Annotated in this window: 13 protein-coding genes and 1 pseudogene; 5 read left to right on the top strand and 9 right to left on the bottom strand. The window is 71.4% G+C overall.

Features of this window, described 5'->3' with window-relative positions:
* Positions 1-101 precede the first annotated feature (101 nt).
* The 6 genes from ACFXI4_RS34725 to ACFXI4_RS34700 all read right to left on the bottom strand — a co-directional run bounded on the left by ACFXI4_RS34725 (position 102) and on the right by ACFXI4_RS34700 (position 7,071).
* Positions 102-1,406, bottom strand: coding sequence for a cytochrome P450 (locus ACFXI4_RS34725; protein WP_384998602.1), 1,305 nt, complete (start codon positions 1,404-1,406; stop codon positions 102-104).
* Between the two features lie 308 nt (positions 1,407-1,714).
* The gene (locus ACFXI4_RS34720) at positions 1,715-2,584 is read right to left on the bottom strand and encodes a carbohydrate ABC transporter permease (protein WP_362722415.1); all 870 of its coding nucleotides are present in this window, start codon (positions 2,582-2,584) and stop codon (positions 1,715-1,717) included.
* A complete protein-coding gene (locus ACFXI4_RS34715; protein WP_384998599.1) occupies positions 2,581-3,546 on the bottom strand; it encodes a carbohydrate ABC transporter permease in 966 nt (321 codons plus the stop codon). The genes ACFXI4_RS34720 and ACFXI4_RS34715 overlap by 4 nt, the downstream gene beginning before the upstream one ends.
* Positions 3,540-4,856, bottom strand: coding sequence for an extracellular solute-binding protein (locus ACFXI4_RS34710; RefSeq protein ID WP_384998596.1), 1,317 nt, complete (start codon positions 4,854-4,856; stop codon positions 3,540-3,542). Before ACFXI4_RS34710 ends, ACFXI4_RS34715 begins: the two co-directional genes overlap by 7 nt.
* Complete coding sequence (locus tag ACFXI4_RS34705) at positions 4,853-5,836, bottom strand: GNAT family N-acetyltransferase (RefSeq protein WP_384998593.1); 984 nt, start codon at positions 5,834-5,836, stop codon at positions 4,853-4,855. Before ACFXI4_RS34705 ends, ACFXI4_RS34710 begins: the two co-directional genes overlap by 4 nt.
* The gene (locus ACFXI4_RS34700; protein ID WP_384998590.1) at positions 5,833-7,071 is read right to left on the bottom strand and encodes an exo-beta-N-acetylmuramidase NamZ domain-containing protein; all 1,239 of its coding nucleotides are present in this window, start codon (positions 7,069-7,071) and stop codon (positions 5,833-5,835) included. The genes ACFXI4_RS34705 and ACFXI4_RS34700 overlap by 4 nt, the downstream gene beginning before the upstream one ends.
* Before the next feature lie 282 nt (positions 7,072-7,353).
* Here ACFXI4_RS34700 and ACFXI4_RS34695 point away from each other — a divergent pair, with 282 nt between their 5' ends.
* The 3 genes from ACFXI4_RS34695 to ACFXI4_RS34685 all read left to right on the top strand — a co-directional run bounded on the left by ACFXI4_RS34695 (position 7,354) and on the right by ACFXI4_RS34685 (position 9,938).
* On the top strand, positions 7,354-7,668 hold the full coding sequence (locus tag ACFXI4_RS34695; RefSeq protein WP_384998587.1) for a hypothetical protein: 315 nt from the start codon (positions 7,354-7,356) through the stop codon (positions 7,666-7,668).
* Positions 7,669-7,939: 271 nt separating this feature from the next.
* A complete protein-coding gene (locus tag ACFXI4_RS34690; RefSeq protein WP_384998584.1) occupies positions 7,940-8,413 on the top strand; it encodes a LysR family transcriptional regulator substrate-binding protein in 474 nt (157 codons plus the stop codon).
* 70 nt (positions 8,414-8,483) lie between these two features.
* Positions 8,484-9,938, top strand: coding sequence for a glyceraldehyde-3-phosphate dehydrogenase (locus ACFXI4_RS34685; RefSeq protein ID WP_384998581.1), 1,455 nt, complete (start codon positions 8,484-8,486; stop codon positions 9,936-9,938).
* Between the two features lie 487 nt (positions 9,939-10,425).
* On the opposite strand, the gene ACFXI4_RS34680 is transcribed toward ACFXI4_RS34685, so the two are convergent.
* The 3 genes and pseudogenes from ACFXI4_RS34680 to ACFXI4_RS34670 form a co-directional block, all read right to left on the bottom strand.
* A complete protein-coding gene (locus ACFXI4_RS34680) occupies positions 10,426-11,115 on the bottom strand; it encodes a class F sortase (RefSeq protein WP_384998578.1) in 690 nt (229 codons plus the stop codon).
* A gap of 99 nt (positions 11,116-11,214) precedes the next feature.
* The gene (locus ACFXI4_RS34675) at positions 11,215-11,721 is read right to left on the bottom strand and encodes a hypothetical protein (protein ID WP_384998575.1); all 507 of its coding nucleotides are present in this window, start codon (positions 11,719-11,721) and stop codon (positions 11,215-11,217) included.
* A 236-nt stretch (positions 11,722-11,957) separates the two neighbouring features.
* Positions 11,958-13,348 (bottom strand): annotated as a pseudogene (locus ACFXI4_RS34670) (glycoside hydrolase family 43 protein).
* Positions 13,349-13,620: 272 nt separating this feature from the next.
* Here ACFXI4_RS34670 and ACFXI4_RS34665 point away from each other — a divergent pair.
* Both ACFXI4_RS34665 and ACFXI4_RS34660 read left to right on the top strand, forming a co-directional pair.
* Positions 13,621-15,165: a hypothetical protein gene (locus ACFXI4_RS34665; RefSeq protein ID WP_384998572.1), complete on the top strand. Its 1,545-nt coding sequence runs from the start codon at positions 13,621-13,623 to the stop codon at positions 15,163-15,165.
* A 27-nt stretch (positions 15,166-15,192) separates the two neighbouring features.
* Positions 15,193-16,059 carry a fructosamine kinase family protein gene (locus ACFXI4_RS34660; protein WP_384998569.1) on the top strand — a complete coding sequence of 289 codons (867 nt, stop codon included), beginning with the start codon at positions 15,193-15,195 and terminating at the stop codon, positions 16,057-16,059.
* Positions 16,060-16,102 lie beyond the last annotated feature (43 nt).

Raw genomic sequence — 16,102 nt, 5'->3', positions numbered from 1 at the left:
AGGCTGCCGCGGTCACCGCGTCGTAACCGTCGTTCCCGGAACCGCCGCACGGGCGGCCGGGGTGCGAGCGTCCGCCGTACCGGGCGGAATTGCGGGCCCGCTCAGGCGCGGACGAACTCCACGGGCACTCTCAGGGCCACCGTGTGCTTGCTGTTGCTGGCCCAGGGCACCGGACCGGTCAGCCGTACCTCGGCGACCCGGTCGAGCAGCACGCCGAACAGCGTGCGCAGTTCGATACGGGCGAGGTCGACTGCGAGGCAACTGTGCGGCCCCTGGCCGAAGGCCACGTGCGGGTTGGGGTTGCGGCGCACGTCGAAGGACATGGCGTCCTCGAAGACGGTCTCGTCCCGGTTGGCGGAGGACCACCACAGCGTCACCTTGTCGCCGCGGCGGAACCGCACGCCGTTGAAGGTGAAGTCCTCGGTGGCGGTACGCCGGTTGTACGGCGTCGGTGTGGACCAGCGCATCATCTCCTCGACCGCGCCGTCCAGCAGCGCGCGGTCGGCGCGCAGCGCCTGCCACTGTTCGGGCCGTTCGGCCAGGGCCTGCAGGCCGACCGCGATCACGTTACGGGTGGGCTCGCTGCCGGCCAGGGTCAGCAGGTTGACGAAGACCTCACGCTCGTACTCGCGCAGCGGCGGTTCGCCCTGGCCCTCGGGGAGGTCACCGGCGGCGATCACGGAGAGGAAGTCCTGGGCCGGGTCGGCGCGCTTCTCGGCGATCAGCTTGACGCCGTACTGGTACATGGCCAGCAGGGAGGCCTGGCTGCGGGAGGAGGCCTCGCCGGACTCGCGGTCCTCGTAGCCCATCACGACCTCGGTCCAGTCGACGAACTGCGGCCAGTCCGCGCGGGGGATGCCCATCAGCGCGGCCATGACCTCGACCGAGTACCGGCCGGCAACGTCGTTCTGGAAGTCGCAGGAGCCCTGTTCGACGACCTCGTCGATGATGGCCTCGGCGCGTTCGGTGACGGTCGGGGCGAGCGCCTCCAGGACCGGGCCGGTGACCGAGGGGCTGACCAGGTCGCGCAGCAACCGGTGCCGGGGGTCGTCCATCATGTTCAGCATCGCGCCGGAGTAGGTGCCGGCGGGCAGGTCGTCGAGGTGGGTGCCGCCGCCCTCACGGTCGCCGCCGCCCTGGGAGGACAGCAGCGGGTGGGAGGCGGCTTCGACGACGTCGGCGTAGCGGGACAGGACCCAGAAGCTCTCACCGTCGCGGGTGCGGCCCGGCGGGTGCAGCAGGATCGGTGCCTCTCGGCGGAGCCGGGCGAAGACCTCGTGCGGGAAACCGGCGCCGAACCGGTCCTGGTCGCTGAGGTCGAACCCGCCGAGAACGGCCGGTAACTCGCTCTGGGAAACCTCGGTGGCGCTTCGCGATAACGGGAGGGCGGGCTGTTCCAATGACATTAGCTCTCCATTTTTTGCACTGACGTATCGAGGATCGTCAAAAGCAACATCAGTGTCACCCGATCGTGGAATTGACGTCAAGCGCCACTTGAAGAAGTTGGGCTGAGGCTGGGATGTCCTTTAGCCGGGATCCGCAAGGAACGTCGCTGGCCAGGGCAGTTGAGGCCGCCCGCCACAAGGGGTGCGACCGAACTGTTGCATGGTGCAGGCGTACCGCACGGCCGATGAGAGAACAAACCCCCCAGCCGCAATCCGCTGTGCTACGACAAACAGCGTATCGACACCACGATCTGGGTAGGATCGGCGGTTCACTTGAGGCCGCTGAGCATCACACCGCGGATGTAGTGCTTCTGCAGCAACAGGAAGAGCACCAGGACCGGCAGGGTGCTCAGGACCAGGCCGGCCATGACGATCGGCGTGGTGCGGGTCGGGTCGACGTAGTCCTGCAGGAGCTGGATGCCGACGGGCAGCGTCATCACGTCCGGGTTGGCGGTCGAGACGAGCAGCGCCCAGATGTACTCGTTCCAGGCGTCGACGAACGTCAGCAGTCCGAGGGTGACGAGGACCGGCCGGGTCTGCGGGACGACGATCCGCCACCACACGGTGAACTCCCCGGCCCCGTCGATCCGCGCCGCCTCCAGCACCTCGTCCGGGAGGGAGACCATGAACTGGCGCATCAGGAAGATCCCGAAGCTGCTGACGAGGAACGGCATGGCGAGCGCCGCGATGCTGACGGTCAGCCCCGCGCCGCCGCGCCCGAACAGGTCGTTGCCGCCCGCCAGCGGCCAGTGCACCAGGATCAGGAAGTGCGGGACGAGGAAGAGGAACGGCGGGAACATCATCGTCGACAGCACCAGGCGGAAGACGAAGTCCCGGCCGGGGAAGCGGAGTTTGGCCAGCGCGTAGCCGGCGAGGGACGAGGTCACCAGCACTGACCCGCTGATCACGGCCGTGGCCACGACGCTGTTGCGGAAGAGCACCGGCAGGTCCAGCTGGTGCACGGCCGCGCGGTAGTTGGACAGGTCGAACGCCTCGGGCAGGAACCGGTAGGGCAGCCGGCCGGCCTCGTCGGCGCCCTTGAAGGACGTCATCACCATGTCGAGGAACGGCACCACCGTGAGCACCGCGCCGGTGACGACCAGCAGGTACGACAGCCAGGGGAACCGCCGGCGGATCACGCGTCCTCCCCCGTGCGCCGGAAGAGCCACAGCTGGACCAGCGTGACCGCGAGGACCACCGCGAAGAGTACGAAGGCGGCGGCGCTCGCGGCGCCCCAGTCGCCGTAGGAGAAGGCCTGCCGGTACATCTCCAGGGCAGCCACCTCGGTGGCGTCGCCGGGTCCGCCCTTGGTCATGACGATGATCAGCGCGAACGACTGCAGGCCGGTGAGGAACTGGGTGATGCACACGAACAGCAGGGACGGCCGCAGCAGCGGCAGCGTGATCCGCCAGAAGACGGTGACGGGCCCGGCGCCGTCGAGCGCCGCGGCCTCGTAGTACGACTGGGGAACGGACTTCAGCCCGGCGGTCAGGACGAGGATCGCCGAGCCGACCGAGGCCCACGCCTGGACGACGACGACCGCGGGCAGCGCGGTGTCCGGGTCCTGGAGGAACGCCACCGAGCCGACCCCGACGGCGTTGAGGACGCCGTTGACCAGGCCGCCGGGTTCGTACATGTACTTCCAGACGTTGCCGACGGCGACGACGGTCGTGACGATGGGCAGGAAGTACAGGGTGCGCCACAGTCCCTGGAACCGGAGCTTGTCGATGCAGGTGGCCACGAGCACGGAGCCGGCCAGCGCGAGGGCCACGGTGCCGAGGGCGAACAGCAGCGTGTTGGTGAGGACCGGGGTCAGGAACGTCGCTCCGTCCGCGAAGAGACGGGCGAAGTTGTCCGGTCCGACGGGGTCGATGTCGCCGAGGTCGAAGCCCGCCCAGTGCGACATGGACAGCAGCAGCGCGAAGCCGAGCGGCAGGGCGAGGAAGACGGCGTAGAACAGCAGCGTCGGGGCCAGGAAGAGGTAGGCGACGACGGCCTGGCGGCGTCGTTGGCGGCCACGTCCGCTGCCGCGGACGCCGACGGCGGACGGCCGGGCGGCCGCCCGTTCGGCGGCCTCCGCCGTCAGGGTGGCGTTCACCATGAGCGCGACACCTCCTGGTCGACCTGGCGGCAAGTGGTGCGCAGTGCCTCGTCCACGGTCTGCTGACCGGTCCACAGCGCCTCGATGTTCTTGCGCAGCAGCGACTTGGCCTGCTGTGCGCCCGGTCCGTTCGGCTCCGGCACCGCGTACGCCAGCGCCTCCAGGAACGGCCGCAGGTTCGGGTCGCCGCCGGTGCCGAGCAGGGTCCGCATGTCGTCGGCGCGGCCGGTCAGTGAGCCGACCGACGCCTGCAGGGCACTCATCCGGGTGACGCCGCGCACCTTCTCGGCGTTCAGCCAGCGCAGGAACTCCCAGGCCTCCCCCGGATGTTCACTGGCGGTGTTGACGCCCAGCATGAACCCGGTGGAGAGCGTGGCGCGCCGGCCGTCCGCCTCGGGCAGCGGCACGGGCGCCACGCCGACGTCACGGTAGGCGGGGCCCATCAGGGACTTGAGGTTGGCCGTCCACCAGCCGGCGCTGATCACCATGGCGACGTGCCCGGACGCGAACGCCTTGTAGACGTTGACGCCGGGGTCGCTCGCGCCCTTGGCGACGAGACGGTGCTGCAGGTCGAGCACGGCCCGTCCGGCCGTCGAGTCGATGGCGGTGCTCCTGCCGTCCGCGGTGACGAACCGTCCGCCGGCCGCGTTGAGCAGGGCGAGGGTCTGGCCGACGGTCGTGGAGTCGTCGTAGGTCGACAGGCCGAACCCCTGCACCAGGGTGTTGCCGTAGCCGTCCCGCCGGGCGGTGCGGTAAGCCGTCTCCTCCAGTTCCCGCCAGGTGCCCGGGGGGTGATCGACGCCGGCCTCGCGCAGCAGCCGTCTGTTGTAGTAGAGGGCGTACGTCTGGGTCTCGGTGGGGTAGCCGTAGACCCGGCCCGCCACCGAGGCGGAGCCGACCGCGGCGGCGCCGTAACCGCGTCTGATCTCCTCGGCGTGTCCGGCGGGAGCCGGCCGCAACACGCCGGCCCGGACGAGCTGGCCGTTCCACAGGCAGTACGGCTGGAGGATGTCCGCGCCCTGGCCCGCGGCCTGGCGGACCATGAACGTGGTCAGCAGGTCGGTGAACTCGACGGCCTTGGTCGCCACCCTGACCCGGTCGTGCGTGGCGTTCCACTCGTCGACCGGGCCCTGCAGGGCCTCTTTCAGCTCACCGCTCGCGTAGTGGGAGAGCACGGTGAGGACGATCGGCTCGCCGGGCCGTCCGGTGCCCCGGTAGGGCGCGGCGCAGCCGGCGGTGAGCAGCGCCGAGGGCAGTGCGAGCGCGAGGTGACGGCGGCTCAGCCGGCCGGCCGGGCGTGTCGGTGTCATCGGAGGGCGGCCTCCCGGCGCAGTACGCGGAACACCCGGGTCGTGGTGAAGCCGGTCTTCCGGTAGAGGTGGCCGGCCGGCGACTGCGCGCCGGTCCACAGGAACCACGCCGAGTGCGCGCGCCGCGCCCGCATCCGTTCCAGGACCAGGTGGAGGAGGACTTCGCCGAGTCCGGTGCCGCGCATCTCCTCCAGCACCCCGATGGGGCCGAACCGTTCGTCCACCGAGTCGAACGCGCCGTGCATCGCCCAGCCGACCATGCGGCCCGCCGGGTCACGGGCCACGACGATCCGGTCGAGGGGGGTGCCCGCGGTCAGACACGCCCGGATCGTGCACGCCCAGTCCGGGCCGAAGTGGCGCCCGGCGAGCGCCAGCAGGTCCACCAGGTCGTCGTCGGCCGGGGTGGCGAACCGGTAGCCCCGTCCGGTCAGGTGGTCCAGGCGGCGGGTGACCTCGTCCGGGCGGCGGTAGCCGACCAGGCCGCGGTCCATCGCCGCCGCCTCGTACAGCGTGTGGAAGCCCAGGGACTCCAGGAGCCCGGCCGCCTCCGGGTAGGCCTCGGCGTCCAGGCCGGGGAACACGTAGTTCGGGGTGTACGACGAGAAGTCCACGCGGGTACGGCCGTGGCCGTGCAGCCAGTCGAGGGCCTCGGTCAGCAGCCGGCGGCCGAGGCCGTGTCCGCGGGCGTCCGGGGCGACGAAGAAGAAAGGGATCCAGCCCTGTTCCGGCTCCAGGTCGGTGCCGGCCATGGGCGTCAGCCGCCGTACCGCGTAGGCGGCGCCGACCAACCGGTCGCCGTCGACGGCGACCCGAAGTCCTTCGGGATCGAAGTTGGGGTCGAGCAGCACCAGGGTGCGGAACCGGTCCGTGGTGATGGGGTCGGCCGGCACGCTGCGGCGCCACGCCTCCACCACCCGCGGGCCGTCACCCGCGCGGAAGCCGCGGATCCCGGCCGGGGCCGTCGTCGTGCGGTCGGTCATCGAGGGGATCCTTCCGGGCAGGGCGCCAGGTCCGCGGGGTAGAGCAGCACGTCGTCGCCGGCCCACCGGCCGGGCGGGCGGGGCGGATCGCACAGCGGCAGCGGGTCCTCGCCCGCGTCCACGGCGCGCCGCAACCGGTCGGATCCCCACAGCAGGTCGATGAAGTGGCGGTGTCCGGTGCCCTCGACGCCGGCGTCGACGTCGGCGGTGTGCCAGGCGAAGTCGTCGGGGTACAGCCGGCGCAGCACGGCGAGCATCGCGACGGCGGTGCGGACGGGGGCGAACGCCTCGCGGTCGGTGACGTGCAGCTGGACTCCCCGCAGCGGCCTTCCGGCGTGCTTGTGGAAGGCCGGCACGTAGCGAAGGTCGCGGAAGTGCACGCCGGGCAGGGCGAGTTCGGCGAGCGCGGGCGTGAACCGCCCGTCGAGGTAGGGGGCGCCGACGATCTCGAAGGGCTGGGTGGTGCCGCGGCCCTCGGAGAGGTTGGTTCCCTCGAACAGGCAGGTGCCGGGGTAGACGCGGGCGGTGGCGGGGGTCGGGATGTTCGGCGAGGGCGCGATCCACGGCAGTCCGGTGGCCTCGGCGTCCATGGCGCGCCGCCAGCCGGTGGCCTCGATCACCGTCAACTCGACTGCCTGCCCCGCTACTTGGGGTACAGCCGAGGTGTTGAGGTGCCGGGCGAGTTCGCCGGCCGTGAGGCCGTGCCGGACCGGGACCGGCGCGCGGCCGACGAAGCTGGCCCACCCCGGTTCCAGGACCGGGCCCTCGCTGACGAGTCCGCCGAGCGGATTCGGGCGGTCGGCGACCACGAACCGGATGCCGGTGCGGGCCGCCGAGACCATCAGGTCGAACATGGTCCACGCGTAGGTGTAGAACCGGGCCCCGATGTCCTGGAGGTCGTGCACCAGGGTGTCGATCCCGCTGTCGATCAGCAGCTTGTCGAGGCGGTCGCCTTCGCACCGGTAGGTGTCGTACACCGGCAGGCCGGTGTCGGGGTCCGTCCCGGCGGCCTCGGACTCGCCGGCCTGGCCGGTGCCGTGCAGCCCGTGTTCGGGGCCGAACAGGGCGGCCAGCGGCGCGCCGGCCGCGAGCAGCGCGGGCGCCACCGGGCGCAGATCGGGCAGCACTCCGGCGTGGTTGGTCACCAGTGCGAACCGGCCGGGGCCGGCGAGCCCGGGCGAGTCGTGCAGTCGCGCGATCCCGGTCGTCACCGCGACACCGTCGTCCGTGCTCATCTCCTGCCCCCTCCCGCCGGTGACACCTCTCCCAAGCAATGGCGGGAATTTACCCCTATGTACGTGTTCAGCGGCGATGAATCGCCGACGACTCCGTCACCCCGTCCGTCACGACACGCCGGTGGAGGTCCCTCGGTCGTGGGACGTCTCCGTGTCGCCGGAGTGTCCGGCCGCGGTGACGGTATGGGATGGCGACGGGCCTCGGCCCTTCCGGCGTTGACGTCGTCACCGTCTCATCGCCGCCGTCTCTCTGCGTTCTCACCGCTCACGAAGGACATCACGATGCGCTTCACCCGTACGCTCACCGCCGCTCTCGGTGGGCTCGCCCTCGCCGTCATCACCATGGGTCCGGCGGCCGCCGCCGACGGGTCGTTCGTCTGGGTGGGGCCCAAGGGCAGGGCGTACGTCATCCAGAACCCACCGGAGCGCAGGTGCCTGGACATGGCGCAGGAGGCGCGCGGTCCGCAGAACTCCACGAAGAAGGCGCTCGTCGTCTACAGCAAGAAGAAGTGCAAGGGCACCGCGGTCAAGATCGCTGCCGGTCACTCGGCGCCCGGCAGCGCCCACTTCGCGAGCGTGGTCTTCAACCCCCGCTAGGCCGCGCGCGGTCAGGCTCCTGCGGGTGGTGCCGGTCACGCCGATCCGACCGGCACCACCCGCACACGTGAGGTCCCCACACGCCTGTCGGGCGGGGCGTTCCGATTCCCCCGGCGGCGGCGACACCGAGCCCGCACAGCACCACGCCCGTGCCGATGGTCAGGGAGCGCCGCACGGACGGTCCGCTCACCAGGTCACGGCCCCGGCCGACGGCCCAGGTGAACAAGGCGTACCAGCGGACGTCGACGAGGGCCCGCAGGGCGCCAGCGCGATGCCGCTCAGGAGGACGGGTCAGCCGGCCGTCACGAACCGGGTCACGGCGGGCGAACCCGACGTCGCGATGATCACCCCCTGGGGCCGGCCACCGGAGCCGTCGCCGCACATCGCCGTGCGCACACTGCTGCGGGACCGCCTGGTGATCGTCCTGCCGGACGACCATCCGCCGGCCGCCGGGCCTCCCGAGGGCTCACCGCTGCGCCCTGCGCAGCTGCGCGACGAGTCCTGGGTGACCATCCTGCCCGGGCACGCCGCCCGCGAGCAGCTGGACCGCGCGGCGGACGAGGCCGGCTTCAGCCCGGTCCGCGGCACCACGCACCGCCCCCCTCGCCGAGCCGGCGCTCCACCGCGACCCGCACGCCGCGGCCCGGTCGGACACCGCCCCGGCCCCCTGGCGGACGTGTTCCGCACGCTGCTGATCGATGTGGCCGCCGACCTGCGGGGCACCTGGACCCACGTCACACCCTGACCCCCTTGATCGGTCACTGACCGGCCGGTTTAGCATATGAGCGCCACCTAGCTCGATCGAGAGTAGATCTGTGACTGTCAACGACGACTCGTTCACCAACTGGAAGAACCGCGAGGAGATCGCGGAGTCGATGATCCCGATCATCGGGAAGCTGCACCGGGAGCGGGACGTCACCGTCCTCCTCCACAGCCGCTCCTTGGTGAACAAGTCGGTGGTCAGCCTCCTCAAGACGCACCGGTTCGCCCGTCAGATAGCCGGCGCCGAGCTGTCGGTCACCGAGACGATGCCCTTCCTGCGGGCGCTCACCACGCTCGACCTCGGCCCCTCGCAGATCGACATCGGCATGCTCGCCGCCACGTACAAGGCCGACGACCGCGGTCTGGACGTCCAGGCGTTCACCGCGGAGGCGGTCGCCGGGGCCACCGGCGCCAACAAGATCGAGCAGCGCGAGCCGCGGGACGTCGTCCTGTACGGCTTCGGCCGCATCGGCCGCCTGGTCGCCCGGCTGCTGATCGAGAAGGCGGGCTCCGGCAACGGACTGCGCCTGCGGGCCATCGTGGTGCGCGGTGGCGGCGCCGGGGCCGGCGGGGACCTCGTCAAGCGTGCCTCGCTGCTGCGCCGGGACTCGATCCACGGCCAGTTCCAGGGCACGATCACCGTCGATGAGGAGAACAGCACGATCCTCGCCAACGGCAACGAGATCAAGGTGGTCTACGCCGACGACCCGTCCCAGGTCGACTACACGGAGTACGGCATCCGGGACGCCATCCTCATCGACAACACGGGCAAGTGGCGGGACCGCGAGGGCCTGTCCGAGCACCTGCGTCCGGGCATCGAGAAGGTCGTGCTGACCGCGCCGGGCAAGGGCGACGTCCCGAACATCGTGCACGGCGTCAACCACGACACGATCAAGCCGGACGAGCGGATCCTGTCGTGCGCGTCCTGCACCACCAACGCGATCGTGCCGCCGCTGAAGGCGATGGCCGACGAGTACGGGGTGCTGCGCGGGCACGTCGAGACCGTCCACTCGTTCACCAACGACCAGAACCTGCTGGACAATTACCACAAGTCGGAGCGTCGCGGCCGGTCCGCGCCGCTCAACATGGTCATCACCGAGACGGGTGCCGCGTCCGCCGTCGCGAAGGCGCTGCCCGACCTCGAGGCACGGATCACCGGCAGCTCGATCCGGGTCCCGGTGCCGGACGTGTCGATCGCGATCCTCAACCTCCAGCTGGCCCGCGAGGCGTCCCGCGAGGAGGTCCTGGACTACCTCCGCGAGGTGTCGCTGACCTCGCCGCTGAAGCGCCAGATCGACTTCATCACCGCCCCGGACGCGGTCTCCAGCGACTTCATCGGCTCGCGCCACGCGTCGATCGTCGACGCCGGCGCCCTGAAGGTGGAGGGCAACAACGCGATCCTCTACCTCTGGTACGACAACGAGTTCGGCTACTCCTGCCAGGTGGTCCGGGTCGTCCAGCACGTCTCCGGCGTCGAGTACCCGACCTTCCCGGCGACGGCGGTCTGACCCTCCGCCTCCCACGGCCCGGCCCCCTGTGCGGACAGGAGGCCGGGCCGTCCGCGCTCTTGACGCGCCCCCACCCGGTGGCGATTTCCTATCGGTCCAAACGGAGCCACGGACGACCTTCGGCACGCCGGACAGGAGTACCCGCGTGTCCACCGCCACCGCGATCATCGACCTCGCCATCGCCGGCCCGGTCATCAGCCGCCACCCACCACTTCGGCACCCACGAGTTCATGGCCCTGTGCGAACTCCTCGGCGCCGAGCCCCGCATCAGCGGCAACGCCGGCTCCGGCACCGTCCCTGAGGTGAGCGAGTGGGTCGAGTACCTCACCCGGGACGGCGACAGCCCGACGGTGCGCCCCGGTTCGCCGCGTGGGGCGTCGACTTCGTCAAGGCCGACGACATGCTCTTCCCGCACCACGAGCGGGAGATCGCCGCCTGTGCCCGGGGCGCGATCCGTGCCGTCCGCCAGGCGATCACACCTCCGGCCTCAGACGAGGTGTGCGAAGACGACCAGATTCTCCGTGTAGTCCTTCGCGTCGTGGTCGTAGTCGCCGGCGCAGGTGATCAGGCGCACCTCGGGGCGGTTGGTGTCCGCGTAGACGCGCTCGCTGGGGAAGTCGTCCTTGGCGAAGGTGTCGGCGCTGTCGACGACGAAGTCCGCCTTCGTCCCGTCGGCCCGCAACACCGAGAAGCCGTCGCCGGGTTCCAGTTCCGCCAGCCGGACGAAGACGGCCGCCGAGATCTTGGTGTCGACGTGCCCGGCGATGATCGCGGTGCCCGCCTCACCGGGCGCCGGACCCTCGGCGTACCAGCCGACGAGGTTGGTGTCGGCGGCGGGCGGCGGCTCCAGCTGGCCCGAGGGAGCGAGGGTGAGGGTGGTGAAGGGGGCGTCCACGGCGATCTTCGGGATGAGCAGGCGGGTCGGCGCGGAGCGGGACAGCGCCTCACCGGTCTGGCGGGCCTGGCGCGAGGGGGCGGCGTCCGCGCTCTCGGCCGGCGTCCTGCCCGCCGCGTCGGAGGCCCTGCCGTGTCCGCCGAGCAGCGCCACGGTCAGGAGCAGGGCGGCCGCGACCCACACGGGCAGCCGTCCGGTACGCCGGGTGCCGTCCGCCTCCGCGAAATCAGGTCCGTCGGGGCCGGGGTCGTCGGGGTTCGGGCAGGAGGAGCCAGCTGCCATCGGAGGTCACCTTTCTGGGCAAGGCAGCGGGAGGGGCGGACGGGGCCGCGGCCGCGTCCCTGACGGTCGGCGGCCCCGGCTCCCGTATGCGCGAACCCGTCAGGACGCGGACCCGCCGGCCTTCCGGCGCCGCAGTGCGTAGGCGCCGGCGGCCCCCACACCGAGGACGGCCAGCCCGCCGGTCGTCAGGCCGCGCGTGGCGAGGGCGCCGCCACCGGTGTGCATACCGCCGTGCGGCTTCTCGCTGTCCTCGTCGTCGCCCCACGAGCCGCCTCCGTCACCGCCCCCGCTCCCCTTGTCCCCCTTGCCCCCCTGGTCGTCCTTGCCGCCCTGGTCCCCGTTGCCCCCCTGATCGTCACCCTTGCCCTTGTAGGTCTCGGGGTCGAACTTGCTGTTGTTGCCGCTGTCCGAGTTCCAGTCGTCACTGAGTTTCGCCACGGCGAGTACAGCGTGGCTGCTGTCGTCCTTGAGCTCCTTGCTGTAGGAAAGGTCGTCACGGCCTCCGTCGTCCCGGTCCCCCGCGACCGCGGCCTGAGCGCCGGGTGCGGCGAAGGCGAGGGCTGCGGTGGCGGCCGTCGTCGCAAGGATCATGCGGGCAGAACGCATTTCGATGTCCTTCCGCCGTTGCCGGGCAGCGGATACTCCATCGGCTTATACGACCCGGCCTCGACATGAACCACCGTCAGCCAGCGCCAGGCCCCGCACCATCCAGGCCGCCCATCCGTGGTGACGACACGCCAAACACCGCCCGGCTGGGTCAATCCCGCGCGGCGGCACGGGGCCATTCGGGGGTGTTCTGACCCGCCGTCGGCGTGTCGTCGCGGGACGGACCCGCCGCGGTGTCAGCAGCCCACGTGGAACGTGGCGTCGGCCAGCTCCGTGCTCGTGGAGACCGGGTCGATGCGCAGCACGTGGTCGGAGTGCCGGAGGTAGCGCGTCGGGTAGTTGTACGACCGGAACGAGGCCCAGGAGGAGTCGGCGAGACCAGCCGTCCGGTAGAACGTGGCGTCCTGGGCGAACGCCGTGGTGCTGTCGTTCTCGTCCAGCCGCAGCTGGTAGTTGTAGTGGCGCAGGCAGCGGGCCGGGTAGTCGACCGACTGGAAGGACACGCCGCCGCTGTCGGCGAGTCCCGGGACCAGCTTCCACAGGCCGTCGGTGTACGGGTCGAAGGCGTACTCGTCGATCCGCCCGACGAAGTTGCTGTGCCGGACGTACCGGGCCGGGTAGTTGTAGGACTTCAGCCGGTTCCAGGCGGGGGTGGACCACTTGGCGACGAGGTTGCCGTACTCGGTGGCGGTGATCGGCTGGATTCCGCAGTGCTTGGAGTTGAGCGGCTGGGTGTAGGCCCTCTGGTCGAGGGCCGTCCAGGTGCCGGCGGACAGGGCGCTGGTCTGCCACGCGTAGAAGACGCCGTTCGGGGACCAGGTGTCGCCCCACAGGTACCAGGTCGGGCCGGAGGCAAGGGACTTGACCAGGGTCGGCGCCTCGGTGCCGTTGTGCGAGACGGCCGTGCTGAACTCGGTGAAGCTGCCCGGGTCCAGGGAGCCGGAGCGGGCGCCGACCAGGGTCGAGTTCTTCTTGAAGTACAGGTAGTTGACGCCGTCCACGCCGACCGCCAGGTCGCCGTCGATGACGTCGTAGCCGGGGTCGAAGAAGACCTGGGGGTCGCCGGCGGTCACGAAGTCACCGGTGTAGTTGATCATGATGACGTTGTGGTCGCTGCCGTCGACCGCGGAGTAGATGACGCCGTACCGGCCGCGGCCCGGGTCCCAGAACGCCTCGGGCGCCCAGCTGTGGGTGTCCATGTCGTGCAGCTTCATCCGCCGGTAGCCGGTGAAGCAGCGCAGGTCGGTGGAGTCCCAGACGTGGATGTACTGGCTGACGTAGTTCCAGTCGGTGCCGTTCGGGTCGGTGGCGAGCACCACGAACGTACCGTCCTGCTTGCGCAGGATGAACGGGTCGCGCAGGCCGAGGGAGCCCGCGGAGTGGGGGTCGCGACGGGGTTGTTCTGGTTGAGCGGGGTCCACTGCAGGCCGTCGGTGCTGACCGCGAGGTGCAGGCCGTAGGCGGCGGCCAGCATGTCCGGGGACTCGGTGAAGTAGCACATCACATAGGCCGAGTCGGTGGCGGCCCGGGCGGCTCCGACGCCGAGGGCCAGGGCGCCGGTGGAGGCCGGCGGGACGGTCGCCGCCGCACCGAGGAAGTGGCGTCGCGACAGGGGAGTGCCGTTCATGTGCGCTCCAGACGAGAAGGCAGGGTGTCTGATATTTCGAACGCGGTTCGGAGGGCCGGTCAGAAACTAGAGGGGTGCGTGGGAACGGTCAATCCTTGCGTGACGAGGGAGTTACGCGGATGTCCCTCCCCCCGACGGTTCCAGCGGCCTTTCCGGCGCCCATGCCTGCGTCAGGGGCGCACTTCCCCCGCCCGGACCGGCCGGGTCGTACGGCGGCACGGCCGCGGCTGGCCTCGGCCGGACAGTCCGCCCGACAAGGACCAGGACCGCGCATGCCCTGCCGACTCCCCCGCCCTGTGCTCCCTCTCCTGCTCGGCGCCCTGACCGCCGTGACCGCCCTCGCGGCGCCCGCCCGCGCCGGAGGCGGCAGCGAGGTGACGGAGTATCCGATCACCACCACCGCCGACAGCCTCCCCGCCGGGATCACCGCCGGTCCGGACGGGGCGCTATGGTTCACCCAGTCCGGGGCCGCCCGGATCGGGCGCATCGCGGCGGACGGCACCGTCACCGGCCGCCGCACCCCGACCCCCGGCAGCGCACCCTTCGCCATCACCGCGGGGCCGGACCACGCCCTCTGGTTCACCGAGCAGGCAGCCGGCCGCATCGGACGGATCACCACCTCCGGCGCCGTCGCCGAGTTCGCCCTGCCCCGGGCGGCCGGCGCACCCGCCGGGGTCACCGGCGGGCCCGACGGTGCCCTGTGGTTCACCGAACCGGGAACCAACCGGATCGGCCGGATCACGACCGCGGGCAGGATCAGCGAGTACCCGGTGCCCACGGCCGCCGCCCTCCCGTACGGGATCGCCGCCGGCGCCGGTGGCGCCCTCTGGTTCACCGAACTCGCGGGCGGGCGGGCCGGACGGATCGACACCAGCGGCCGGATCACCGAGTTCCCGTTGCCGAGCCGCGCCGACTTCCCCGAGGACATCGTCGCCGGTCCGGGCGGAATGTGGTTCACCGCGTCCGGGTCGGCCTCGACCGGATCGACGGCAGCGGCAGGGTCACCAGGTTCCCGCTGCCCGGAACGGACGGCGACCCCGGCGGGATCGCCGCGGGGCCGGACGGCCGGGTGTGGTTCACCGACCGGTCCGGCCGCGTCGGCCGGGTGTCGGCAGACGGCGGGATCAGCGTCGTACCGGTGCCGTCCGGGCCCGACAAGTCGCCCTTCCGGCTCACCACCGGCCCAGGCGGCACGCTGTGGTTCACCGAACTGCTGGGCAACGCGATCGGCCGGATCGAGACGGCCCGAGAGTCCCGTGGAAATGCACGTGCTTTCACGCCACGGAGGTGGGACTCTCCTCTATGGTCCGATGAGTACCACAGGGGGAGGTATCACCGCAGTGATCCGTATGCGCACTTCTTTCGGTGTCCTGGCCGCCGCCGGCGTCGTCACCGCTGCCCAACTCGGCCTGGCCAGCGGCGCGTCCGCGCAGGCCGGGACGGCGCGCAGCACCGGCTGCCCGGTCGACATCGTCTATCCGAGCCGCTTCTACGTGAACTCGGGCGGCTGGGTGACCAACGGCGGCCTGTACTTCGCCGTCAAGAACACCAGCGCGAGCAAGAGCTTCAAGAAGGTCACGTTCACCGTGACGGACGTGAAGAACATCCGCTTCGGCAGCGCCACGGCCAAGGGCGGCAAGGTCAGCCACAAGACGTCGAAGACGGTGTCGGTGTACACGACGACGCTGAAGAAGAAGACCAGCCTCGGCGTGAAGGTGCAGACGCACCTGCTGAACACCCGTACCTACAAGGTGAAGTTCGCCCTGCACGGCACGGGGTGGAACTGCGCCGTGAACCAGGGCACCTGGGGGGCCTGAGCCCGGACGGCCCCTACCCTGGTGGCCGTGATCGACAACGGTGAAGGCCCTGGTGCGGCGGCCGCCCGGCTCACCGGGCGGCCGGTCTCGGCCGTGCGGCCACGGTCGGGCGGCCCGACGGAGGTGACGCTCGCCGACGGGCGGGCGGTGATGGTCAAGCGCGGCGGCCGGCCCCGCGCGGTACCGGCCGAGGCGGCCGGGCTGCGCTGGCTGGCCGCCGCCGGGGCGGTCGCGGTACCCGAGGTGGTGGGGCAGGACGAGCGGTGGCTGGTGACCGAGTCGGTCCCCACCGGACGTCCGGGCGCCGAGGCGGCGACACGTTTCGGGCGTGACCTCGCCGCTCTGCACGCCGCCGGGGCCCCGGCCTTCGGGGCGGGACCGCCGGACGGTCCGCGCGACGCGTGGATCGGCCTCGCCCCGATGCGCAACGAGCCGGGCACCGACTGGGCGCGCTGGTACGCCGAGTACCGGGTGCTGCCGTATCTGCGCGCGGCGATCGACCGTGGGACGCTGCGGTCCGGCGAGGCCGCGGTGGTCGAGCGGGTCTGCGAGCGGCTGCCGGATGTGGCGGGTCCGCCCGAGCCCCCCGCCCGGCTGCACGGAGACCTGTGGAGCGGCAACGTCCTGTGGGGAGCCGACGGGGCGGTACGGCTGATCGACCCGGCCGCGCACGGCGGGCACCGCGAGACCGACCTCGCGATGCTCCGCCTCTTCGGCTGCCCGCGCCTTGACCTGGTCCTGGAGGGGTACCAGGAAGTGGCCCCCCTGGCTGCCGGCTGGGCGGAGCGCGTCGGTGTGCACCAGCTGTTTCCCCTGCTGGTGCACACCGTGCTCTTCGGACGGGGTTACGCCGAACAGACTCTGGAGACATCCCGGACCATCGCGGGCATCTGACGCCGTCACATGCCGGACGGGCATGTGAAATCGGCCACGGGCG

It is taken from the genome of Streptomyces sp. NPDC059224, from assembly GCF_042754285.1.
GTDB lineage: Bacteria > Actinomycetota > Actinomycetes > Streptomycetales > Streptomycetaceae > Streptomyces.
Note: the sequence above shows the minus strand (reverse complement) of the source record. Positions and strands in the feature narration are given on the sequence as shown.

Bases quoted from the DNA above. Each gene is read 5' to 3' on its own strand.
- ACFXI4_RS34725 (WP_384998602.1), bottom strand. From the start codon at position 1,406: ATGTCATTGGAACAGCCCGCCCTCCCGTTATCGCGAAGCGCCACCGAG.
- ACFXI4_RS34710 (WP_384998596.1), bottom strand. From the start codon at position 4,856: ATGACACCGACACGCCCGGCCGGCCGGCTGAGCCGCCGTCACCTCGCG.
- ACFXI4_RS34680 (WP_384998578.1), bottom strand. From the start codon at position 11,115: ATGGCAGCTGGCTCCTCCTGCCCGAACCCCGACGACCCCGGCCCCGAC.
- ACFXI4_RS34695 (WP_384998587.1), top strand. From the start codon at position 7,354: ATGCGCTTCACCCGTACGCTCACCGCCGCTCTCGGTGGGCTCGCCCTC.
- ACFXI4_RS34665 (WP_384998572.1), top strand. From the start codon at position 13,621: ATGCCCTGCCGACTCCCCCGCCCTGTGCTCCCTCTCCTGCTCGGCGCC.
- ACFXI4_RS34705 (WP_384998593.1), bottom strand. From the start codon at position 5,836: ATGACCGACCGCACGACGACGGCCCCGGCCGGGATCCGCGGCTTCCGC.
- ACFXI4_RS34675 (WP_384998575.1), bottom strand. From the start codon at position 11,721: ATGCGTTCTGCCCGCATGATCCTTGCGACGACGGCCGCCACCGCAGCC.
- ACFXI4_RS34715 (WP_384998599.1), bottom strand. From the start codon at position 3,546: ATGGTGAACGCCACCCTGACGGCGGAGGCCGCCGAACGGGCGGCCGCC.
- ACFXI4_RS34700 (WP_384998590.1), bottom strand. From the start codon at position 7,071: ATGAGCACGGACGACGGTGTCGCGGTGACGACCGGGATCGCGCGACTG.
- ACFXI4_RS34690 (WP_384998584.1), top strand. From the start codon at position 7,940: ATGCCGCTCAGGAGGACGGGTCAGCCGGCCGTCACGAACCGGGTCACG.